Source organism: Paraburkholderia sp. BL21I4N1 (assembly GCF_002973525.1).
Taxonomy (GTDB): domain Bacteria; phylum Pseudomonadota; class Gammaproteobacteria; order Burkholderiales; family Burkholderiaceae; genus Paraburkholderia.
Window position 1 is genome coordinate 60,772 of sequence record NZ_PVEN01000001.1, and the last position, 22,062, is coordinate 82,833.

Below are 22,062 nucleotides of genomic sequence, written 5' to 3' on the forward strand. Positions count from 1 at the left end.
GGACTTCTTTGAAGCACGAGCGCGGCATAGGATAGGGCTGTCGTTCTCCGCCCACTTCACACTCCGTCTCCCATGAAAATTCTGCTGATGATATTGAGCGCCGCGCTGACGTTTAGCAGCGGAGCGTTCGCCGCCGATGCCCAGACCTTGCGCCTGGGCATCGACCCGACCTATCCGCCGATGGACTCCAAGGCGCCCGACGGCAGCGTCAAAGGCTTCGACGTCGATCTGGGCAACGAAATCTGCAAGCGCATTCACGCGCACTGCCAGTGGGTGGAGCTCGAATTCTCGGGGATGATTCCGGCGCTGCAGGCGCGCAAGATCGACGCCGTGATGTCGTCGATGGCGATCACGGAGAAGCGCGAGCAGCAGATTCTGTTTTCGTCGAAGCTGTTTCAATTCAAATCGCGGCTGATCTCGCGGCAAGGCTCGCCGCTCGCGGGCGGCATGAACGCGCTGTCGGGCAAGCAGATCGGCGTGCAGTCGGGCACGCAGTTCGAGTCGTACGCATTGAAGAATTGGGCGCCGAACGGCGTGCACGTGGTCGCGTACAAGAGCCAGGACGAAGTATTCGCCGACCTGGAAAACGGCCGGCTTGATGGCGCGCTGCTCGGCACGGTGGAAGCGGATTACGGCTTTCTGCGCACGCCGGCGGGCAAGGGCTTTGCGTTTGTCGGCGAGCCGCTCTCGATGGGCGATCACGGTGTGGGCATCGGCTTGCGCAAGGACGAGACGGCGCTCCAGGCATCCATCAACGGGGCGATTGCCTCCATGCTCAAGGACGGTACGTACGCGCAGATCGCAAAGAAGTACTTCGACTTCGATCCGTACGGCAATTGATTCTTTTACTTCCTACTCTTTCGCATCAGGCTTTCCGTCCATGAACAGGCAATCGATTCCGCTTCTCTCGCCGGCTATCGGCACGCACCGCGAACTGGTGTCGTTTCATTTTGGCCCGACGGATCGCGGGCAAAAGATTTATATCCAGTCGTCGCTGCATGCCGACGAAACCCCCGCGATGTTGACGACGGTGCTGCTGAAGCGCCGTTTGCTCGAACTGGAACAGCAGGGCGCGCTGGATGCGGAAATCGTGCTCGTGCCGGTGGCGAATCCGGTCGGGCTCGGACAATACGTGCTCGGACAGTTTCTTGGACGTTTCGATCTGGGCAGCGGGAAGAACTTCAATCGCCATTTCCTGCAGTTCACGAAGTTGAGCGCGCGGGCGAAAGAGGTGTTGGGTTCCGATGCCGCGGAAAACGTGCGGCTCGTGCGCAAGCTGATCGCCGAGGAACTGGCCGCGCAGAAACCGTTGACCGAGTTCGAGTCGCTGCAATTGGCCTCGCTGAAGCTCTCGTACGATGCAGACGTGGTGATCGATCTGCATTGCTCGCTGGAAGCCGCGATGCATCTCTACACTAGCGAGGCAGCGTGGCCGGAGTTCGAGCCTTTGTCGCGGTATCTTGGCGCGCAGGCGTCGTTGCTGGCGACGAACTCGGGCGGCGAATCGTTCGACGAGACGCACAGCCTGTTGTGGTGGAAATTGCAGCAGGACATGCCGGCGGATAAGCCGGTGCCGAACGGTGCGATTGCAGTCACGGTGGAATGCCGGGGGCAGCGCGATGTGTCCTACGAGGTGGCGCAAGAGGACGCGGATGCGATTGTCGATTATCTGGTGTGGCGTAAGGCGATTCGGCGTGAGGTGAAACCGATGCCGGCGTTGTTGTCGCCGGCGACACCGCTCGCCGGCAGTGAGCAGTTTTATGCGCCGGTCAGCGGGATTCTCATTCATCGCGCGAAGATCGGCGAGACGATTCGCGCTGGGCAGGCGCTGTTCGATATTGTCGATCCGTTGACGGATGAGACCACCACGATTTCGAGCAATACCGAGGGCGTGTTTTATATGCGCCGCGCGATTCGGTTCGTGACGACGGGTGCGCCGTTGGGACGCGTGACGGGGACGCGTCCGTTCAGGACTGGGGTGTTGTTGGGCGCCTGATTCTTCTTTTTCTCTCTACGGGCGTGGTGTGTTTCGCTGTTTGAATGTGAAATTGCCTCGCCCGTCGTTGCCTGTCTGCTGTTCTCTATTCTTTTCTCCCCACCAGATACGTCACGCCATTCGGACCGTAGCGCTCCGAATGCGGTTTGTTCGCCGCCAGGTGGAAGACGTCGCCGGCCTGGTACAAACGTTCTTCGTCGCCGCAGATGATGTGCAGCTCACCTTCCAGGATCAAGGCCTTGGCCTCGAAGGGATGCGTGTGGACGGCCATCGTGGTGCTGGGTTCCTTCGTGATCACCACGGCCTCGGGGAAACCGTCTTTCGTCAGGCTTTCAGTGAATGCTTCGCGGTCCATGGTGGTTTGCTCGCTGTGGGGTGGGGGAGATTTACTTTAACGCGGGGCGGGGTTTTCTGCAGGGCGTGTCGTCGTCGGCGCCGCACTCGCGGTGGGTCTCTATCGCGATCTTCGGTGGCTTGGATTTTTCTTCGGCTTCGTGCCGAGGTCTGGGCGCGCCGCGTAGGAATAGATCGCGTCGCGTGCTGCATTTTCCGAGTGCTGCCTGTTAACTCAGCACACTCGTAAAGATACGCCGCAAGCTTTCGTTTTTCCGAGTTTTCTTATTCTGAGTTTTATCCCCCTGATTCAGCGTCTGGTCATTACGGATTTCTAACGACGCATGACAAAGCAGGGGGGACGTATGAGAAATGAGAACCCGTTTTGCGGAATGACGGGAAACCTGGCGCGTGTGTTGGCCATGTTCGCGTTGCTGTTGTTCGCGTTCGGCGCGAATGCGACGGACTGTCTCACGCTTTACTCGCAGTCTGGCGCATCGCCGGGATCCAAGACGTGTCGCCTCGACGTCGTGGGCAATACGCCGGGCGGGATGGGCAACTACGCGTGTATCAACGACCTCGCGCTGATTGATCAATGGTGCGCGACGCCGGCGACAAACGAACCTGAGGCCAGTTGTCCCGTTGCTGATCCGGTGTATCCGGGGAATGGCGCGGTCACGCTGACGGAGGCCGATTTCGTCAGCGGTGACGATCTGCCGATGCGGTTCACGCGGACTTATCGCTCGAAATCGTTGAGTGCTTCGTCCGCGGCGATGGGGCCTGTGTGGGTTCACAGTTGGCAACGCAGTCTGGGACTGGCCAATGCGAACAGCGGCAGTTCGTCGACGGTGCTTGCTTATCGTGAGAACGGCGAACCGGTCACGTTCAAATGGGCAAGTGGCAGTTGGCGTTCGGCCGGCTTTACGGGACTTGCACTTGCACAGAATGGGTCCGGTTGGACGCTAACCGACCTTCGCTCCGAGACCGTCGAGTCGTATTCCGCCCAAGGCGTGCTGCTGTCCGAACGCACGAAGACGGGATTCGTCCGGGCGCTCGCCTACGACGCGTCTGGCTTGCTGACCACGATCACGCAGCATGCGGTTGCTACGGACGCGAAGCAGGACATCACGCTTCGTCTGGACTACGACGACAGGCGGCGTCTGTCACGCCTGAATGATCCGTTGGCTGGAATGACCCAATACGGGTACGACGCGAATAGCAATCTTGTTTCCGTCACGTGGCCCGATGGGTACGTGCATCGCTATGTCTACGACGACACCCGCTTTAAAAACGCGCTGACCGGAGAGATCGACGAATCGGGTAGTCGCATTGCGTCGTGGAGTTATGACGCGCAGGGACGCGCCGTAGCGGTCAGCCATCCTGACACGTCGCGCAATGTGCGGTTTGCCTATAACACCGGCTCGACGGTTATTACCGATAGCCGACGCGCTACGACGTTGAATCTCTCGTCGATTGGCGGCATGTTGCGGCCGACGGGGAGTTTGTCGATCGCGGGTAACACCGCTTCCACATGGGACGCGTCCGGCAATCTGCTAAAGGACTCGGACGCAAGCGGAGGTAGCACCGAATATAGCTACGACGATGTGGGACGGCCCGTCCGCGCGATAGTTAAAAATGCGTCCGGCACCACCATCAGCACGATGCGCTATGCGGACGGGACGAGTCTGCGGCCGTTGATGATCGCATCGCCGGGTCTGCTTCAGTCGTTCGTCTACGACGCCAACGGCAACACCACCGGCATCGCCGAAACGCCGACGCGCGATCTGACCGGCGCAAGCGCGTTCGACGCGCCGAAGTCCGACGGCGTAACGATGGCCTACGGCATGACGTACGACGCGACCAATCGGCTCGCGTTCGTTCAGCAACTGGCGGACGGCAAGGTGGTGGGACAGTGGAAAGTCACGCGCGATGCGACCGGGAACGTGTTTGCGATCGTGATCCAGCAGAGGATTCCAGACGCGACCGAGATGATCATGCGGGACGCGGCACACCGTGTTCTGAATGGCTACAACCCGACGGGCGATTTCTATCTGCGTTACGACCGGCGCGGACGCATTGATCTCTTCAAGTTCAGTGAGTACGCGAGTGCCGCGAATGGCGGTGTTCGACGGGTATTCAAGGTCAGGTGGGGTTACTCGCCGGATGGTCAGGTTGTTTCGCGAGCAGGGACGGTTGCACGGAATGGCAGTGTTCTCGATCTGAATGACGGAACGGATCTTCCGATCAGTAGCGATGAGACCGACCAGTGGATCGATAACTACAACTATGGCGATTCGCCGGTGGGGCCGCCTGCGAATCTGCAGGGTGTGCGGCAGATGCTGCGGGCTGGGGGTTTTGCCGGGACGGGGACGGTTTGTGGTGGTTGCCATTTCTCAGCGGGGCTGATCGACGGTGCGGCGCGTGGCATTGCGTTTGTCTGGCGGCTCGCGCAGAACCCTGCGGTTAGATACGGGATCGGGCAGGGTGCAAGGAAAGCGGCGGAGAACTGGGAGCGCATCAAGCAGTTGTGCAAGCCCGCTGCGGAGACCGAGGTCGATGGGATTCCGCCGGGCAGGATTACGTCGGAATACACTGATATTACGGTGGGGCGAAGTACAAGAAATGTTGAAACGGACGTTGGTAAGGCTGAATTTGAGGCGAATCTTCGTAATGACGGTTGGATACAGTCTCTTAGCAAAGATGGCAAAGCTGACATCTTCACAAAAGAAGGTGCAAGGTACACCGTTCGTGACGAGTCGAATGCGGGATCGCCGACCGCCGATTTTGTCCCTCTTGGCGCGCAGCGTCCAACCCTCAAAATCCGATTGCCGAAATGACCAAAATCGACTTCATCCGTGAGCATTCAGAGTTCATGCCGCTTTGGGAACGCGCCACGGCAGGTTTCCAAATGCTTCGTGGCATACCTCTCACAGACATGCTCTATTTCGACTCGATAGATCTTCAAACGCAGAAGTTCTTCGAACTTATTCGGTATCTACTTGCCGTCGAGGGATCGCATGACTTTGCCATGCTGGTCTTGAAGCCGGACCCGTTCAGCTACTTTCATTTTCATTTTGGAAAGTACCCTGGTTTTATTCATCGAGCGGAGCACACCGACGACGAGTTCTTTGAGTTCTTGCTTAAAGACCCCGGGGACAGTCTTGCCGACGCGCTCGGAGTCAATTCCGAGTACTACGTCGTGATGCCCGTCATAGGCGATTGGATCGCATTTGGTGATCGATCATGGGGCACCGGCGCGTTCTATGGGCCGCCAGACATCATGGAGTGTGCCCGGAAGTTCTACCCGTACTTTTTGACGCCTCCGGAACGCTTTCGGATCGGACCGTAGTCGACAAAAGAAAAAGAAAAAAGGCGCGAACAATTCGCGCCTTTCTCCTCACCTGCCACGGTCATAAGCTAAACCGCAAACCCTCAAATCCCAACCAAAACCGGCGCCACGGCTGCCGGATCACTAATACTCGGCCGCCCGTTCTCAACATGCCCCGCCAACCGACGCAAGAAGCTGGCGTCGTCATTACTCGTCACCGTCAAGTCATACCAGTGATGACTCGAAGCCAGCACCCACGCTTCTTCAATATGCGCGCCAGCCGGCACGAACACCGGACGCGTCCGGGCACCATACGCGTTATCCGTCACCGTCAACCGCGCAACCCCACCGCCGCTATTGCTGAACTTAAGGAACACATTCCCATTGGCCACGTCGTATTGCACCTTCACCTCAGGATGCGCCGGCTTCTCATGCCCACCCCAGCCCGCGACCTGCGAAGCCGCCGACGTCTGCGCCGCCGCCAACTGCGTATTCCCCGCAAATTTACGCACAAACCCATTCGGCCCGAACACTTCGAACGCGTAAACACCGCTCGTCGACGTCAGATCGAACGTCTCCTTCAGCGACTTACCCGCTTCAACCGTATAACGCCACGGACCATCCGTGCGATTCGTCCCGTACACATAGAAATGCGCGCCCTGGTCGCCGGTATTGCCGATCGAAATTTCGAACGTGTTCTTCTTCACGTCCGCATGACCATTCACATGCAACTCGTACGGCAACGCCCGCGCGAAACGAATGCCACTTTCCTGCGGATCGATTGCACCCGGCGTCGTCGGCACGGTCGGCTTCGGCTGCGTCGCGCACTGGTTGTCCGCGATGCTCTTGTAGTTGCTCGTATCCGGCAACGGCGGCACTTTCGAATCCGGCGTGCGGAAGTCGAACGCGGTCGTCAGATCGCCGCACACAGCGCGACGCCAGGCCGTGATATTCGGCTCGTACACCCCAAAACGCGCCTCGATGAAACGAATCACCGACGTGTGATCGAACACCTGCGAACACACAAAACCACCCTTGCTCCACGGCGACACGATCGTCATCGGCACGCGCGGGCCGAGGCCGTACGGGAAACCATCGGCCGTATAGCTGCCGCCGCGCTGCGGATTGACCACGTTGTGAATCTCGCCGTCGGTGCTGACCGTCGACTGCCCTTGCGCAGGCGTCGTCGCCGGTTGCGGCGGCACGAGGTGATCGAAGAAGCCGTCGTTCTCGTCGTACATGATGAACAGCACGGTCTTGCTCCACACCTCGGGATTCGATGTCAACGCATCCAGAATCTGCGACGTGTATTCGGCGCCGTAGGCCGGCGTGTAGCTCGGGTGCTCGGAATACGCGGCCGGCGGGCACAACCACGACACTTGCGGCAACTGGTTGGCCATCACGTCGGCCTTCAGATCGTCGATGGTACGCACGGTTTGCGCGCGCTCATACAACGGCGAACCCGGCTGCGCGTTGATGAAGTTCGTGAAATTCTGCAGGATGTTGGTGCCGTAATTGCCGTTCAACGGATCGGCGCCGGTCAACCCTTGCTGATACACCTGCCACGAAATTCCCGCAGCCTGCAGGCGTTCCGGATATGTAGTCCAGGAGAGCAATTGGTAATTCGGCGGACCGTCGCCGTCGACGAAATCGTTGTTGTCGAGCAGCGGGCCGCCCATCGTACCGCTCGGGTCGACCATGCCGCTCATCAGATACGCGCGGTTCGGGTGCGTCGGTCCCGGCAGCGAGCAGAAGTACGCGTCGCACACGGTAAAGGCATCGGCCAGCGCGTAGTGAAACGGAATGTCGCTGCGCAGGTGATAGCCCATCGTCATGTCGGTCTTGTTGGCGGGCCACTGATCGTAGCGGCCGCCGTCGATCGCGGCTTGCGTCTTGTACCAGCTGTGATCGAGATCGCCCACGCATTGCGCGCTAGTGGTCGCCGTGTTCAGATGGAACGGTAGCACCGGCTGCGTGGGGTCTTCCTTCGACGGTTGATACCACACCGGCTTGCCGCCCGGCAGCGGAATCGGGAAGCGGTCGTTGTAGCCACGCACGCCGCGCAAATGGCCGAAGTAGTGGTCGAACGAACGGTTCTCCTGCATGAACACGACGATGTGCTCGACATCGCGAATGGTGCCGGTGCGCGAAAACGCGGGGACGGCCAGCGCATTGCGAATCGACTCGGGCAGCGCGGTCAGCGCGGCAGCGGCGCCGGCGGATGAAGCGACGGTCTGCAAGAAACGGCGACGGCTAGTTGATGTCATCGAATATCACCTTCTGCGGGGAGGAAGAATAGCGCGTCTGGCGCGCGGCTTGAATCGGGTCAGTTGCTGGTGGCGCTGTCGCCGGGCGCGTAATGCATCACCGGCGCGACCTGCCGGCTATCGGCGGCGAGACTGGCCTGCATGTCTTGCGTGATCGGATCGGATGCCGCGGCGGCGGCGTTCGCAGTTGCGGCCGCGTTCGCGGCGAGCGTTGAGGATGTGTTGAGGATTGGCGTCGCGGGCAAGGCGGCGGCGCGTTGGACGGCGCCGCCATCGGCGGCGGTCATGCCCTTGGAAGACGATGAAGGCGCGCCGCTCGACGCGGAATCGTCGGGACCGCAAGCGGTCAATACGAGTACTGCCATTGAAATTGCCACGGCGCTCGCGAAGCTTTTGTCTCTTCTCATGTCGGCATCCAGTTTCGTGAAAGCGGATGCAGTCTCTATTCCTTTCAAGAAATAATTGTGAAACGTTTGCGAGTGGCAAATCTTGCGTATTTACGTCGGATTTTAGAAAGGAAATGGAAAGTGATAAGAAGGACAATGGTCACCGAAGCGCCACATGCCGGCAGTCGAGGCATCCCTAACGATTAACGGCTGTGCGTACCCGATAACTTCATGACACGCATCGAACGACCTTTCGACATCACGCGTCTCGAGGACGAATGGCTGGAGGCGGACGGCTTTGGCGGCTTTGCCTCGGGCACCGTGGGCACGCTGCGCACGCGTCGTTATCACGCACTGCTGCTGACGGCGACGCGCGCGCCGGGCGGGCGGATGGTGCTCGTCAACGGTGTGGAGGCATGGGTTGAAGCGAATGGGCAGCGGTTTCCGCTCAGCATGCAACGCTACGTGCCCGACGTGATTTACCCGGACCTCACAACGCGTCTTATTGAGTTCGATACCTCACCGTGGCCGACGTGGCGCTTCGACCTCGACGCGCAGAGGGTGCTGATCGCGGAAGTATTCGTTAGCAAAGCGACGCGCGAAACGGTGTTGCGTTGGCGGTTGCAGGACACGGGAACGGCTGCTGAAGCAATGAATGCGCCGACGCTCAAAGTCAGGCCGCTGCTTTCGGGCCGCGACTATCACGCGTTGCATCACGAGAACCCGGCATTCGACTTCAACGCGCAGACCAGTGCCGATCGATCATGCGTCAGCTGGCAGCCCTATGGCGACGTGCCGGCCATTCATGCCGCGACGAACGGCGCGTACACGCACGCGCCCGATTGGTATCGAAATTTCTGCTACGTCCGGGAGCAGGAACGGGGGTTGGACTTCAGCGAGGATCTCGCGACGCCAGGCGTGTTCAGCTTCGATCTCGCGCAGGGTGAAGCGGTGATGATTCTTACCGCGAGCGTTGCAGGCACAACCAACTTGGCGACGCCATTGCAGAAGCAGCCCGCATTGAACGCCCAAGCCGCGGCCCCACACGCGACCGAACTCGGCAGCATCGAACAACGACGCCGCGCCGCCCTCGGCTCCCGCCTGCAGCGTTCCGCCGACGCCTACGTCGTTGCGCGCAACGAGGGCCGTACGATCCTCGCGGGCTTTCCATGGTTCACCGACTGGGGCCGCGACACGTTCATCGCCATGCGGGGCCTGCTGATCGCGTCGGGCCGTCTCGACGAAGCCGAAGCGATTCTGCTCGAGTGGTCCGGCACGTTGTCCGAGGGCATGTTGCCGAACCGATTTCCCGACTACGGCGACACGCCCGAATACAACTCGGTCGATGCCTCGCTGTGGTTCATCGTCGCCGTCCACGACTATCTGGCCACGCAGCACGCTAGCGCCGCCACCGCGCAGCGCCTGCAACAAGCCGTCGAGGCCATCCTCGCGGGCTACACGAAAGGCACACGCTTCGGGATTCAGGCATCGCCCGAAGAGGGCCTGCTGAGCGCCGGTGTACCCGGCGTGCAACTCACGTGGATGGATGCGAAAGTCGGCGACTGGGTGGTGACGCCACGCATCGGCAAGCCGGTCGAAGTGCAAGCGCTCTGGATCAACGCGTTGCGCATTGCAGCAATCTGGAATCCGCAATGGCAGTCATCCGCCGACCGAGCGTTGCAAGCGTTTCATGAACGCTTCATCGATCCGTCGACTCAGGCCCTGTTCGACAACATCGACGTCGACCACGTCAAAGGCACGGTCGACCGCGCGATCAGGCCCAACCAGATTTTTGCGCTAGGCGGACTGCCGTTTCCGTTACTCGAAGGCGCCGCGGCCCGCACGGTGCTCGATCAGGTCGAGGCGCACTTGCTCACGCCGCTTGGCTTGCGAACGCTTGCGCCGTCCGATCCGGCGTACTGCGGACACTATGGCGGCCCGCCGCTCGCACGCGACGGCGCCTACCACCAAGGCACCGTCTGGCCATGGCTGCTCGGTCCATTCGTCGAAGCGTGGCTGCGGGTTCACGGTACGGCAACAGAGGCCCGCAGCGAAGCCAAAATGCGCTTTCTCGACCCGCTGGTCGCGCATCTCGATCACGCCGGGCTCGACCATCTGTCGGAAATCGCCGATGGCGATGCCCCGCACGCGCCGGCCGGCACGCCGTTTCAAGCCTGGTCGCTCGGCGAGTTGCTGCGCATTGAAGTTCTACTTGCCGGGCAGGAGCCCGTTGGCGCGTAAACCGCGCTACGATGTGTGTCCCGCTGCCAAGCCTGCTGCAAGGACGGAGTCATGCCACCGCTGCGCGCTGCGAATCTGCTCGCTACCCTTGAAGGTTCACGCCTGCATTCGGCCGACTGTGCCCACTGGCAGCGCTGGGGGCCGTATCTCAGCGAGCGTCAATGGGGCACGGTGCGGGAGGATTACAGCCCGGACGGCACCGCGTGGGACTCCTTTCCGCACGACCACGCCCGCAGCCGCGCCTACCGTTGGGGAGAAGACGGTATTGCCGGTTTCGGCGACGACAAACTGAGCTGGTGCGTGTCGCTCGCGCTGTGGAACCGCAAAGATCCGATCCTGAAAGAGCGCCTGTTCGGCCTCACCAACGCGCAGGGCAACCATGGCGAGGACGTGAAGGAGCTGTACTTCTACGTCGACGGCACGCCCACGCATTCGTATATGCGAATGCTCTACAAGTACCCGATCGCGGCCTTTCCCTACGACGACCTCGTGCAGGAAAACGGCCGCCGCGGCGCCGACATGCCGGAGTATGAAATTCTCGATACCGGCGTGTTCGACGATTGCTGTTATTTCGACGTGCAGGTCGAATACGCGAAGCACGCGCCCGACGACATCCTGATGCGCGTGACGATCAATAATCGCGCGGACCAGGCCGCTTCGCTGGATGTGCTGCCGCAGATCTGGGCGCGCAATTCGTGGTCCTGGAAAGAGAACAAAGACAAGCCGTCGCTGACCGCCGGCACGGATCACAACGGCAACCCGCAATTGATCGGCCATCAGCACGGCCATGATCCGATCGTGGTGACGGCCTGGTCGAAAGACGCGCCGCAGGTCGACTGGCTGTTCTGCGAGAACGACACTAACGTCAAGCGTCTGTTCAACATGGACAGCCCGGGTCCATTCAAAGACGGTTTCAACGACTACCTCGTGCATGGCGACGAACACGCGGTGCGTCGCGATAAAGGCACCAAGGCCGGTGCGCATGCATCGATCGAATTGGGTCCGCACGGACGCGCGGTGGTGTACATGCGCTGGCGTCCGCAATCGAGTCCCGACGACGTGCTGCTCGATGCCGACGCGGTCTTCGCGCACCGCATTGCCGAGGCCGACGAATTCTATGGCGCGTTGCAGCACGAAATCACCGATCCCGACGCGCGTCTCGTGCAGCGCCAGGCGCTCGCGGGCATGCTGTGGTCGAAGCAGTACTACCAGTACGACGTGCAACGCTGGCTCGACGGCGATCCGCTGCAACCCGCACCGCCCGCGAGCCGCAAAAAAGGCCGCAACACAGACTGGCGGCACCTGTGCAACGCCGACATCGTGTCGATGCCCGACAAGTGGGAGTACCCGTGGTACGCGTCGTGGGATCTGGCATTCCACGCCGCCGCATTCGCGCTGATCGACCCCGCGTTTGCCAAGCGTCAATTGCTGCTGCTGGTGAAGGACCGCTATCAGCATCCGAACGGTCAGATACCGGCCTACGAATGGGCATTGGGCGACGCCAATCCGCCGGTGCATGCGTGGGCCGCATGGCGCGTTTATGAAATCGACCGGGCGCTCACCGGCAAGGCGGATCGCGATTTTCTGGAACTCGTGTTCCACAAGTTGCTGCTGAATTTCTCGTGGTGGGTGAACCGCAAGGACGCCGACGGCCACAACATTTTCCAGGGCGGCTTTCTCGGACTCGACAACGTCGGCATTTTCGACCGCTCTTCGCCGCTGCCCACCGGCGGTCATATCGATCAGGCCGACGGCACCGCGTGGATGGCCGCGTACGCACTCGACCTGATGCGTATCGCGCTGGAACTCGCCTATGCGAACCACGTGTTCGTCGATATCGGCGTGAAGTTCTTTGAACACTTCCTGTATATCGCCGAAGCCGTGAGTTGCGACGACGGCTGCGAGACGGGACTCTGGGATTCGGAAGATGAATTCTTTTACGACAAGCTGCGCCTGCCTGACGGCAGCAACGTTCCGTTGCGGCTGCGCTCCATCGTCGGCCTGATTCCGCTGTTTGCCGTGCACGTGCTAGAACATCGTCTGCATGGCGGCTTGCCGGGGCTGCGCGAACGGCTGACCTGGTTTCTCGAACATCGCCCTGATCTGGCGCGGCTGGTCTCACGCTGGAACGAACCCGGCAAGAGCAACGCGTTGCTGCTTTCGCTGTTGCGCGGACATCGCATGAAAGCGCTGCTGCGCCGCGCGCTCGACGAAAGCGAGTTCCTGTCGGATCACGGGGTGCGGGCGCTGTCGCGGGTTCATCGCGACCAGCCGTTCGTATTCAATCACAACGGCGACAGCTTCACCGTCAAATACCTGCCGGCCGAATCCGATTCGCGCGTGTTCGGCGGCAATTCGAACTGGCGGGGCCCGGTGTGGATGCCGATGAACTATCTGCTGATCGAATCGCTGTACGAATTTCATCGCTATTACGGCGACGATTTTCGTGTGGAGTATCCGACCGGGTCTGGGCAAAAGTTCTCGCTGAGCGAAATCGCCGATGAACTCGCACGCCGCTGCACGACGCTATTCCTCAAGAACAAGGATGGCGAACGTCCGGTGATGGGTGCGTATCCGTTGCTGCAGGCCGACCCGCATTCGCGTGATCTGGTGCTGTTCCATGAGTACTTTCATGGCGACAACGGGCGCGGCGTGGGCGCTTCGCATCAGACCGGCTGGACCGGACTGGTTGCGTTGCTGCTGCAACCGCGTGCCATGGCTGCGTCGGGCAATGTGCCGTTGACCGGCGAGGGCGACCAGGCGCCGATTCCGACCGGGCCCAATGCGCAGGTCGCGACGCCGGCGTGCCCGACGGAGTTTGCGCCTGCCGCGGCGCCCGAAGCCGCGCCCGAGCCCGCACCCGCGCTCGTGACCGCAGTGACTACCAGGTAGCAAGCCGAACACGTCGAGCATTAGCGGGTCGCGCGTTAGCAAGCCGTGGGCCGCGCCACCCGGCGCGCAGGTTACATAAACCCGGCGCGCAGGTTACATAAACCCTACACGCCAGCGCGTCGGCCCGGTTGTAGAGTCGTTTTTGAACTGTGTGGCTTCAAGCGTGGTCTTTCATGTACCGCCACGTCTGTTCCATTGGCTTCCTGAGTGAATCCCATGTCGACTACACCGAATACGCCTGCTTCCAACCGCCCCGCCACCGCTGCGGAACCCAGCTGCAAAGTCAGCGTGAGCCCGCACGACGCGCCGTCCGCTCCGGCGTCGCCAGCCGGCAAGCGGCCCGCGCCGCCGTGCACGCTGGTGATCTTCGGCGCCGGCGGCGACCTGACCAAACGGCTGCTGATGCCGGCGCTCTACAACCTCGCCGTGGATGGCCTGCTCGACGACGGCATGAAAATCATCGGCGTGAATCACGGCGAGCGCGAGACGAGTGCATGGCGCGACGATCTGCACAAGTCGCTCGAACAGTTCGCCGCCGACAAAGCCAGCACCTTCCACGCCGGCAAGCTCGACGAAAAAGCGTGGGACTGGGTCGGGCAACGCCTCGAATACATGGCCGGCGAATTCGAAACCGACGACGTCTTCAGCAAGCTGAAGCAGAAGCTCGATCAGGCGCAGGGCGGCAATGTGATTTTCTATCTCGCCGTCACGTCGCGGTTCTTCAAACCGATCGTCGAGCGTCTCGGCAAAGCGGGTCTGCTGAAGGAAGGCGAGGGCGAAAGCGGGTGCTTTCGCCGCATCGTCGTGGAAAAACCGTTCGGCACCGATCTCGCGTCGGCGCGCGATCTGAACACGCACATCCTGTCGTTTGCCAAAGAATCGCAGGTGTATCGCATCGATCACTTTCTCGGCAAGGACACCGTGCAGAGCATTCTCGCGGTGCGCTTCGCGAATGCGCTGTTCGAGCCGATCTGGCGGCGCGAATACATCGACAGCGTGCAGATCACGGCGGCGGAAACGATCGGCGTGGAAGGGCGCGGCAAGTTCTACGAGCAGACCGGCGCGTTCCGCGACATGCTGCCGAACCACCTGTTCCAGTTGCTCGGCATGGTCGCGATGGAACCGCCCAATTCATTCGATGCGGAAGCCGTGCGCGACAAGAAGGCCGACATCATGCATGCGATCCAGCCGCTGACCGCCGACGACGTCGTGTTCGGTCAATACGAAAAGGGCCCGCCGGGTGTTGGCTATCGCGAGGAACCGGACGTGGCGCCCGACAGCACGACGGAAACCTATGCCGCCGCGCGCGTGTACGTCGAGAACTGGCGCTGGGCCGGTGTGCCGTTCTATCTGCGTACCGGCAAGCGGCTGGCCGCACGCCGCACGGAAATTTCGGTGCAACTGAAGCCGGTGCCGTTCCGGTTATTCCGCGACACGCCCGTCGACGCGCTCACACCGAACGTGCTGACCTTGCGTATCGATCCGGCGCACGGCACCAGCTTCGACTTCAACGTCAAGACGCCGGGACCGGTCATGCAGGTCGGCGCGGTGCAGTCGTCGTTCGACTATGCGGACTTCTTCGCCGAGCGCGCGAACGTCGGCTACGAGACCTTGCTCTATGACTGCATGCTCGGCGACGAGACGCTATTCCAGCGCGCCGACAGCATCGAAACCAGTTGGGCGGCGGTCGAAGACGTGCTGCATCCGAAAGACGGCGGCGCGATGCCGGTGCATGGTTATGCCTCGGGCAGCGAAGGTCCGGCGCAAGCGGACGCGCTGCTCGCCCGCGACGGCCACGCATGGCGGCCCTTGCAACAGGCTCCAGTCGAAAAGAAGTGATTCCATCACGCGGTTCAAACTATTCGGGGGATACCGTGGCAACACGCAAAACCGTGGCAGCACGTAAGACCGTGGCGACGCGCAAGACGAAAGCGACGAGCAGCACCGAGCGGATTCTGGCGATCGACGTTGGCGGCACCGGTCTGAAGGCCGCGATTATCGACGCCGACGGTCAGATGAAAACCGAACGCGTGCGGGTCGCGACGCCGCATCCGTGTACGCCGGACCAACTGGTGGATGCGCTGGCGAAGCTGGCCGGTCCGTTGATCGAACAGCAACCGCCTACGTTGATGTCGATCGGCTTTCCCGGCGTGGTGCGCAACAACCGCATCCTGACCGCGCCGCATTTCGGCGTGGAGGGTTGGCATGACATTCCGCTGGCGGATTCGTTGGCGCAGCGCTTAGGCGGCTTGCCGGTGCGCATGATCAACGACGCCGAGATGCAGGGCTTCGCCGCGATCGAGCGGCATGGTCTCGAGTTCGTGCTGACGCTCGGCACGGGCGCGGGCACGGCCATGTTCCGCGACGGCGAACTGATGCCGCATCTCGAACTGGCCCATCACCCGGTCAGCAAGAAAGGCGTCGCCTACGACGAATACATCGGCGACGCCGCGCGCGACAAGATCGGGAATAAAACGTGGAACCGGCGCGTTAAGAAAGTGATCGGGATTCTCAGCGCGCTCGTGAACTACGACAAGCTGTGGATCGGCGGCGGCAACGCGGCACGTCTCACGTTCGATTTGCCGGCCAACGTGGCGACCGTTTCCAACGACGCGGGTATCGAAGGCGGCGCGCGTTTGTGGCACCCGAAGTCGTTCCGCGAGACGCGCCAATTGCCGGAAGCGACGGCACGGACAGGCCGGTTCAAATGACTCTGCAAGCCGTGAGCGTAAAAAAAGGGGTGATGCACGATGATACGGAGCGGCCGGTTTGACCTCGCGCGACGCCTGCTTTCGGTGGGCGTGTGCGCGGCATTAGCGCTTGCAGCGACGCATGGCCGTGCGGCCGAAGCGTTCGCGGTTGCTTCGCCGGGTCTGGCCGACGGCGGCACGCTGGACGCGAGCCATGCCGCGAGCGCGAGCAATTGCGGCGGCGGCAACGTGTCGCCGGCGCTGCAATGGCGCAATGTGCCCGCGGGGACGAAGAGTTACGCGGTGACGATCTTCGATCCGGACGGCGCGAAGGGCCTGGGCATCGTGCATTGGATCGTGTATGGCGTCGCGGCTTCGACGACGTCGCTCGGCGCCGGCGCCAGTTCGCCGCCCGGCAGCGTCTCCGGAACGAATCGCACGGGCGGACCGGGGTATTACGGTCCGTGTCCGCCCGTAGGCGATGTGCCGCATCACTACGTCGCGCAGGTCTACGCGCTCGATCTGCCGCCCGATGCGTTGCCCGCCGGGCTGACGCGCGACGCTTTGCTCGCGGCCATCAAGGATCATGTGCTCGCCGCGTCGAGCACGGTGCTGCGCTACGGGCGATAAATCACGTCGCGGCGCCTAGCGCGCCGCGTCGCCCCAGCGGTATTCCACGCTCGCCTCGTCGAGTTGCGTCTTGATTTGCGGGTCGAGCACCCACTCCGAAGCCGCGAGCGTGTCGCTCAATTGCTCCGCACGGCTTGCGCCGATAATCGCCGACGTGATCTGCGGATTCGCCAACACCCACGCCAGCGAAACGCGCGTCAACGACTCGCCGGTCGGCGCCGCGATGGCCTGCAAGCGTTCGATCGTTTCGAACTCGCGTTGATGCCAGTAACGCGCCTGGTACATCGCGCCAGCCTTGCCGACAGTCTCGGTGAAACGTCCCGAGGTCGGCGTGGCATCCAGCTTGTGCTTGCCGGTCAGCAAGCCGCCCGCGAGCGGGTTATACGGCATGACGGCGAGATGCTCTTCGGCGGCCAGCGGCAGCAACTCCCGCTCGATCTGGCGGAACAGCAGGTTGTAGCGCGGCTGCACCGAAACGAAGCGCGCCACGCGCAGCACATCGGCGCGGCCCAGCGCGAGCGCCAGCCGGTACGCGAGAAAATTCGACACGCCCACATAGCGCGCTTTGCCGGATCGCACGATTACGTCCAGCGCTTCGAGCGTTTCGTCGAGCGGCGTGTTCGCGTCGTCGGAGTGGAGCTGGTAGAGGTCCACGTAGTCGGTGCCAAGACGGCGCAGCGACGCGTCGATCGCATCCAGCAGATGTTTGCGCGACGCGCCCTGGTCCCACGCCGACGGCCCCATCTTGCCGACGGCCTTCGTCGCGAGAATGAAGCGGTCGCGCTTGCCCTTCAGCCAGCGCCCGACGATTTCTTCCGTACGTCCGGCCAGACCCTCGCCGCCGCCGAGCGGATACACGTTGGCCGTATCGATGAAATTCACGCCGGCCTCCGCGGCCGTGTCGAGAATGCGCTGCGAGGCGTCCTCTTCAGTCTGCAGACCAAAAGTCATCGTGCCGAGACACAGTCGCGAAACATTCAGGCCGGTGCGGCCGAATTGGCGGTATTGCATGGTCAACTCCGAGGTGAACGGAACAGTGAGGACAGAGGTGTTGCAAAAAGGATAAACCGTGTCGTGATTTCGTGTCGGTGATCGGGCTCACGATTTGTTACCCGTTTGAAAGCAAGTTCATGCAGAGTGGCTTTCAATCACATTGATCTGTTTTACTTTGCGCTTGTCTAATTTTTACAAAACCGTAATAAACGGATCGCGCCGTCGCATTGAAAATTACGTTATCCATACGCTCGTAAAATACCGAAATAATTCCATTTCACGAAGTAAGAGATGCCGACGTTGATGCCGCTTTATGCGTATGGAATGATATCGATTCTCATTTAACCATCAGCCAGCCATCCCGTCGTTCCTGCTTCATCCAGGAGACCGGCAGCCAGCCAAATGCAGCTTTGTCATTGATCGCATGCGCAGACATGCGCATCCGGCAAGCGCACCTCCGACGGGATTTCCATGTTCAACCACACGCCGCTTGCGACCGCGTTAGCGCTAGCCTTTGCCATTCCTTTTGCGACGCCGGCCGTCGCGCAGACTGCCGTGCAAGGCACGACGCAGTCGTCGACCGACAAAGCCGCAAGCGCCAGCGCCGCTACCGCCACCACCGACAGCGGCACGCTGCCGACCATCGGCGTCGCGGCGCAGGCTGAACAACAGGACTTCCAGGCGGAGAAATCGAATGTCGGTGCGAAGACGCCCACCGCATTGCGCGACATTCCGCAGACGGTCACCGTCATCAATAAAGACGTGCTCGCTTCGCAAGGCGCCACGTCGTTCCAGGACGCGCTGCGCAATGCGCCGGGCGTGACGATCGGCGGCGCCGAAGGCGGCCAGATCGGCAACAACATCAACCTGCGCGGTTTCACCGCGCAGAACGACATCTATCTGGACGGCTTCCGCGATCGCAACCAGTACTATCGCGACACCTTCGACCTCGAGGAACTCGAAGTGCTGTACGGTCCGTCGTCGATGTTGTTCGGCCGCGGCTCCACGGGCGGCGTGATCAATCAGGTCAGCAAGAAAGCGAACCTGAAAGACTCGGCGGAAGTCTCGGAAATGATCGGCACCGACGACCGCTATCGCAGCACCGTCGACGTGAACCACAAGCTGACCGACACTGCGGCGATTCGTTTGAACGCATTCGGCCAGAGTCTCGGCTCGACGCGCGACGTGATGAAGAACAAGGACTATGGCATCGCGCCGGAAGTGCGCTTCGGCATCGGCACGCCGACCGAGGTGACGCTGTCCGCGCTGATCCAGCACAACGACGACATGCCTGACTACGGCGTGCAGGCCTTGAACGGCCGTCCGTCGCCGGTGCCGAAGAATACGTTCTACGGCCTGACCACCGACCGCACGATCCAGGACGTGCAGACGTTCACCGCCGCGATCAAGCACAAGTTCTCCGACGCGCTGACGCTGACCAACCAGACGCAGTTCTCGCACTCGATGACCGACGCCCGCGAGACCGCGCCGCAATCGGTGCTGACGGGCCCGCTCGCTACCAGTCCCGCGCTGGTCAACGGCAACTTCACAAGCTTGTCGCCGTCGCAACTGTTCATCAAGTTGCAAAGCCACGACCGCGTGATCGAGAACCACTCGCTGTACAACGACACCACGGTCGAATACAAATTCGACACCGGCCCGATCAAGCACGACCTGATCGCCGGCGTCGAACTCGGCCACGACAGCTACTCGAATCAGGCGTACACGCGTAACAACCTGCCGGTCGTGACGATGCTGAACCCGGCGTACCTGTCCTCGCCAGCGGGAGTCACCACCACGGTCGGCAACTACGCGAACTCCGGCTCGAATGAAATTGCCGGCTACGTGAACGACACGATTTCGCTCGGCCAGCACTGGAAGGTGATTGGCGGTTTGCGTTGGGATCGCTTCCAGGCGCAGATCCACAACTCGATCAGTCTGCCGGCTTACGCGAGTCAAACCAACTTCTTCACCAGCGTTCGCGCCGGCGTGATTTATCAGCCGACCGACTGGCAGTCGTACTACGTGTCGTACGGTACGTCGTTCGATCCGTCGCTCGAAGCGTTGACTGTCACAAACCTCACGCAGAATCTCGCGCCGGAGTCGACCAAGTCGTATGAAGTGGGCGGCAAGTGGGATCTGCTCGGCGGCAATCTGTCGGTGAATTCGGCGTTCTTCCGCGAGGAAATGACCAACGCCCGCACCCAGGTCTCGCCGACCGAATACGAACTCGACGGCGATATTCGCGTGGACGGTTTCCAGGCCGGCGTAACCGGTCACATCACCGACAAGTGGCAGATCTTCGGCGGCTATACGTACATGGACGCCGTGGTGCTGAAGGCGCTCGACGGTACGCAAGGGCATACGCCGGCCAACACGCCGCGTAACACGTTGACGCTCTGGACCACCTACGCGATCACGCCGCATTGGGAAATTGGCGGTGGCCCGACGTACATGTCGCCGCGCTACGCGTCGAATACGAACTACGTCGAAGTGCCGGGCTACACGCGTTGGGACGCCACCGCCGCTTACCACGCGAAGAAATACGACGTGCGCCTGAACCTGTTGAACCTGACCAACAAGCAGTACTACGACGGTCTGATTCAATCGGACGGCGGCCGCTCCGTGCCGGGTATCGGCCGCACGCTGCTGGCCACGTTCGACTACCGCTTCTGATGTAAGCCGAACGGTTGCGTTAGGCTTGCCGTTTTCGGTCGAGAACGGCAAGCCCACGCCAAGGAAACACTTATGTTGCTGCGGATTCCGAATGTACTGAACGCCGAGCAGTTGCGCTTCGTGCGCGAGCGGCTCGATCAGGCCGGCGACGCCTGGGTCGACGGTCGCGCGACCGCCGGCTATCAGGGCGCGCCGGTCAAGCGCAACCAGCAGATCGCCGAGCACACGCCGCTCGCGCGCGAACTCGGCGACGTGATTCTCGCGGCGGTCGAACGGCATCCGCTGTTTATCAGCGCGGTGCTGCCGAATCAGGCCTATCCGCCGCTCTTCAATCGCTACGAAAGCGGCATGACGTTCGGCAGTCATGTGGACGGCGCGGTGCGGGTGCTGCCCAACGGCGTAAAGCTGCGCACCGACGTCTCGGTGACGCTGTTCATTTCCGGGCCCGACGAATACGACGGCGGCGAACTGGTGATCGAAGACACCTACGGCGTGCAGCAGGTCAAGCTGCCGGCCGGCGACATGATCGTCTATCCGGCCACGAGCCTGCATCAGGTGACGCCGGTCACGCGCGGGGCGCGGCTCGCCAGTTTCTTCTGGGTGCAAAGCCTCGTGCGCAGCGACACGCAGCGCGCGCTGCTGTTCGACATGGACACCGCGATTCAACGTCTCAATGCCACCCACGCCGACGATGCCGCGCGCCGCAGCCTCGTCGGTTGTTATCACAACCTGTTGCGTACCTGGAGCGAAACGTGAGCGTACCCGAGGCAATCGACCTTCAACCAGCCACGGGCCTCGACCCGGCCGCGCGCGAGCCGCAACGGCTCGGCGGCAGCGAACTGAAGGCGCGCCAGCAGCGCTCGCGCCGCGCCACCTTCGTCAAATGGCTGCGCAAGGTGCACGGCTGGATCGGCTTGTGGGGCGCGGCGCTGGGGCTGTTGTTCGGTACCACGGGCTTTCTGCTGAATCATCGCGGCGGCCCGTTGAAAGTGTCGACCGGCGAGCCGCAAGTGTCGACGATGCAAGTGCCGTTGCCGCAACCCGCGCCGGAAACGCCGCGCGAGTTGGGCAAATGGCTGAAGCACGAATTGCATCTGACCGGCACGCCGGGACGCGTGCAGAAAGAGCCGGCGCACCCGGTCGCATGGGGCGATCGCAGCGTCGTGCAACCCGAGCATTGGCAGCTTAACTTTGCGTCGCCGCATGAAAATACCTCGGCCGAATACTGGGTCGGCAACGGCTATGTGACGGTCAAGCGCAGCGACAACACGTTTCTCGCGATGCTGACGAATCTGCACAAGGGCGTCGGCTTGAGTGTCGGCTGGGTTTTGCTGATCGATACGCTGGCGGGCAGCATCATTCTGCTGTCGCTGACCGGCGTGCTGCTCTGGACCGAGCTGAACAAACGCAAGACGGTGGGCGCCGTGCTGGTGCTCGGCTCGATCGTTGCGGCGGTTTGTGTGGGTCTGCTGTAGGGCTGTTTCAGGTCTACCGTCACGACGCGGCGGGCAAGGATACGGTCGGGAAGATCGCCTTGCCCGCGCGCTTTATTAAAGTACGTTTTACCGGCATTTTGCCGCCAACCATCAATCTCCTTTGTCCCTGCGAAGCGTGCTGTCCAGCAGCCCGC

Annotated in this window: 16 protein-coding genes; 12 read left to right on the forward strand and 4 right to left on the reverse strand. The window is 61.7% G+C overall.

Translation table 11 applies throughout. The features are described from left to right. The first annotated feature begins 72 nt into the window (after positions 1 to 72). Positions 73 to 840: a transporter substrate-binding domain-containing protein gene (locus tag B0G83_RS00300; protein ID WP_105505457.1), complete on the forward strand. Its 768-nt coding sequence runs from the start codon at positions 73 to 75 to the stop codon at positions 838 to 840. Positions 841 to 880: 40 nt separating this feature from the next. Next, the gene (locus tag B0G83_RS00305; RefSeq protein ID WP_105505458.1) at positions 881 to 1,996 is read left to right on the forward strand and encodes a succinylglutamate desuccinylase/aspartoacylase family protein; all 1,116 of its coding nucleotides are present in this window, start codon (positions 881 to 883) and stop codon (positions 1,994 to 1,996) included. Between the two features lie 85 nt (positions 1,997 to 2,081). On the opposite strand, the gene B0G83_RS00310 is transcribed toward B0G83_RS00305, so the two are convergent. Beyond that, the gene (locus tag B0G83_RS00310; protein ID WP_105505459.1) at positions 2,082 to 2,351 is read right to left on the reverse strand and encodes a cupin domain-containing protein; all 270 of its coding nucleotides are present in this window, start codon (positions 2,349 to 2,351) and stop codon (positions 2,082 to 2,084) included. A gap of 400 nt (positions 2,352 to 2,751) precedes the next feature. Between B0G83_RS00310 and B0G83_RS00315 the strand changes: the two genes are divergently transcribed. Further along, positions 2,752 to 5,166, forward strand: a complete 2,415-nt coding sequence (locus B0G83_RS00315; RefSeq protein WP_258167629.1) for a DUF6531 domain-containing protein — start codon at positions 2,752 to 2,754, stop codon at positions 5,164 to 5,166. Beyond that, positions 5,163 to 5,678 carry a hypothetical protein gene (locus B0G83_RS00320; RefSeq protein ID WP_105505461.1) on the forward strand — a complete coding sequence of 172 codons (516 nt, stop codon included), beginning with the start codon at positions 5,163 to 5,165 and terminating at the stop codon, positions 5,676 to 5,678. The genes B0G83_RS00315 and B0G83_RS00320 overlap by 4 nt, the downstream gene beginning before the upstream one ends. An 83-nt stretch (positions 5,679 to 5,761) precedes the next feature. Here the strand turns inward: B0G83_RS00320 and B0G83_RS00325 are convergent, their stop codons facing one another. Both B0G83_RS00325 and B0G83_RS00330 read right to left on the reverse strand, forming a co-directional pair. Then, positions 5,762 to 7,924 carry a phosphocholine-specific phospholipase C gene (locus tag B0G83_RS00325; protein WP_105505462.1) on the reverse strand — a complete coding sequence of 721 codons (2,163 nt, stop codon included), beginning with the start codon at positions 7,922 to 7,924 and terminating at the stop codon, positions 5,762 to 5,764. Positions 7,925 to 7,983: 59 nt separating this feature from the next. Continuing rightward, positions 7,984 to 8,289: a hypothetical protein gene (locus B0G83_RS00330; RefSeq protein WP_258167630.1), complete on the reverse strand. Its 306-nt coding sequence runs from the start codon at positions 8,287 to 8,289 to the stop codon at positions 7,984 to 7,986. A gap of 252 nt (positions 8,290 to 8,541) precedes the next feature. Between B0G83_RS00330 and B0G83_RS00335 the strand changes: the two genes are divergently transcribed. The 5 genes from B0G83_RS00335 to B0G83_RS00355 all read left to right on the forward strand — a co-directional run bounded on the left by B0G83_RS00335 (position 8,542) and on the right by B0G83_RS00355 (position 16,763). Continuing rightward, complete coding sequence (locus tag B0G83_RS00335; RefSeq protein ID WP_105505464.1) at positions 8,542 to 10,551, forward strand: amylo-alpha-1,6-glucosidase; 2,010 nt, start codon at positions 8,542 to 8,544, stop codon at positions 10,549 to 10,551. A gap of 51 nt (positions 10,552 to 10,602) precedes the next feature. Further along, positions 10,603 to 13,443 (forward strand): glucosidase, encoded by a 2,841-nt coding sequence (locus B0G83_RS00340; RefSeq protein ID WP_105505465.1) that lies wholly within the window; start codon positions 10,603 to 10,605, stop codon positions 13,441 to 13,443. A 216-nt stretch (positions 13,444 to 13,659) separates the two neighbouring features. Continuing rightward, positions 13,660 to 15,282: a glucose-6-phosphate dehydrogenase gene (gene zwf, locus B0G83_RS00345; RefSeq protein ID WP_105505466.1), complete on the forward strand. Its 1,623-nt coding sequence runs from the start codon at positions 13,660 to 13,662 to the stop codon at positions 15,280 to 15,282. 71 nt (positions 15,283 to 15,353) lie between these two features. Next, positions 15,354 to 16,154 carry an ROK family protein gene (locus B0G83_RS00350; protein ID WP_105506503.1) on the forward strand — a complete coding sequence of 267 codons (801 nt, stop codon included), beginning with the start codon at positions 15,354 to 15,356 and terminating at the stop codon, positions 16,152 to 16,154. Positions 16,155 to 16,193: 39 nt separating this feature from the next. Further along, positions 16,194 to 16,763, forward strand: coding sequence for a YbhB/YbcL family Raf kinase inhibitor-like protein (locus tag B0G83_RS00355; protein WP_105505467.1), 570 nt, complete (start codon positions 16,194 to 16,196; stop codon positions 16,761 to 16,763). A gap of 15 nt (positions 16,764 to 16,778) precedes the next feature. Here B0G83_RS00355 and B0G83_RS00360 read toward each other — a convergent pair whose 3' ends face one another. Further along, a complete protein-coding gene (locus B0G83_RS00360) occupies positions 16,779 to 17,774 on the reverse strand; it encodes an aldo/keto reductase (protein ID WP_105505468.1) in 996 nt (331 codons plus the stop codon). A gap of 453 nt (positions 17,775 to 18,227) precedes the next feature. Between B0G83_RS00360 and B0G83_RS00365 the strand changes: the two genes are divergently transcribed. From B0G83_RS00365 to B0G83_RS00375, 3 genes are all read left to right on the forward strand, one after another. Beyond that, positions 18,228 to 20,432: a TonB-dependent siderophore receptor gene (locus B0G83_RS00365; protein ID WP_105505469.1), complete on the forward strand. Its 2,205-nt coding sequence runs from the start codon at positions 18,228 to 18,230 to the stop codon at positions 20,430 to 20,432. Positions 20,433 to 20,504: 72 nt separating this feature from the next. Then, the gene (locus B0G83_RS00370; RefSeq protein ID WP_105505470.1) at positions 20,505 to 21,188 is read left to right on the forward strand and encodes a Fe2+-dependent dioxygenase; all 684 of its coding nucleotides are present in this window, start codon (positions 20,505 to 20,507) and stop codon (positions 21,186 to 21,188) included. Next, positions 21,185 to 21,907, forward strand: a complete 723-nt coding sequence (locus B0G83_RS00375; RefSeq protein WP_105505471.1) for a PepSY-associated TM helix domain-containing protein — start codon at positions 21,185 to 21,187, stop codon at positions 21,905 to 21,907. Before B0G83_RS00370 ends, B0G83_RS00375 begins: the two co-directional genes overlap by 4 nt. Positions 21,908 to 22,062 lie beyond the last annotated feature (155 nt).

What these genes read in the sequence shown, in the direction of transcription:
- B0G83_RS00370 (WP_105505470.1), top strand. Translation starts at nt 20,505, where the DNA reads ATGTTGCTGCGGATTCCGAATGTACTGAACGCCGAGCAGTTGCGCTTC.
- B0G83_RS00340 (WP_105505465.1), top strand. Translation starts at nt 10,603, where the DNA reads ATGCCACCGCTGCGCGCTGCGAATCTGCTCGCTACCCTTGAAGGTTCA.
- B0G83_RS00315 (WP_258167629.1), top strand. Translation starts at nt 2,752, where the DNA reads ATGTTCGCGTTGCTGTTGTTCGCGTTCGGCGCGAATGCGACGGACTGT.
- B0G83_RS00335 (WP_105505464.1), top strand. Translation starts at nt 8,542, where the DNA reads ATGACACGCATCGAACGACCTTTCGACATCACGCGTCTCGAGGACGAA.
- B0G83_RS00365 (WP_105505469.1), top strand. Translation starts at nt 18,228, where the DNA reads ATGTTCAACCACACGCCGCTTGCGACCGCGTTAGCGCTAGCCTTTGCC.
- zwf (WP_105505466.1), top strand. Translation starts at nt 13,660, where the DNA reads ATGTCGACTACACCGAATACGCCTGCTTCCAACCGCCCCGCCACCGCT.
- B0G83_RS00320 (WP_105505461.1), top strand. Translation starts at nt 5,163, where the DNA reads ATGACCAAAATCGACTTCATCCGTGAGCATTCAGAGTTCATGCCGCTT.
- B0G83_RS00360 (WP_105505468.1), bottom strand. Translation starts at nt 17,774, where the DNA reads ATGCAATACCGCCAATTCGGCCGCACCGGCCTGAATGTTTCGCGACTG.
- B0G83_RS00300 (WP_105505457.1), top strand. Translation starts at nt 73, where the DNA reads ATGAAAATTCTGCTGATGATATTGAGCGCCGCGCTGACGTTTAGCAGC.
- B0G83_RS00325 (WP_105505462.1), bottom strand. Translation starts at nt 7,924, where the DNA reads ATGACATCAACTAGCCGTCGCCGTTTCTTGCAGACCGTCGCTTCATCC.
- B0G83_RS00305 (WP_105505458.1), top strand. Translation starts at nt 881, where the DNA reads ATGAACAGGCAATCGATTCCGCTTCTCTCGCCGGCTATCGGCACGCAC.
- B0G83_RS00330 (WP_258167630.1), bottom strand. Translation starts at nt 8,289, where the DNA reads ATGGCAGTACTCGTATTGACCGCTTGCGGTCCCGACGATTCCGCGTCG.
- B0G83_RS00355 (WP_105505467.1), top strand. Translation starts at nt 16,194, where the DNA reads ATGATACGGAGCGGCCGGTTTGACCTCGCGCGACGCCTGCTTTCGGTG.
- B0G83_RS00310 (WP_105505459.1), bottom strand. Translation starts at nt 2,351, where the DNA reads ATGGACCGCGAAGCATTCACTGAAAGCCTGACGAAAGACGGTTTCCCC.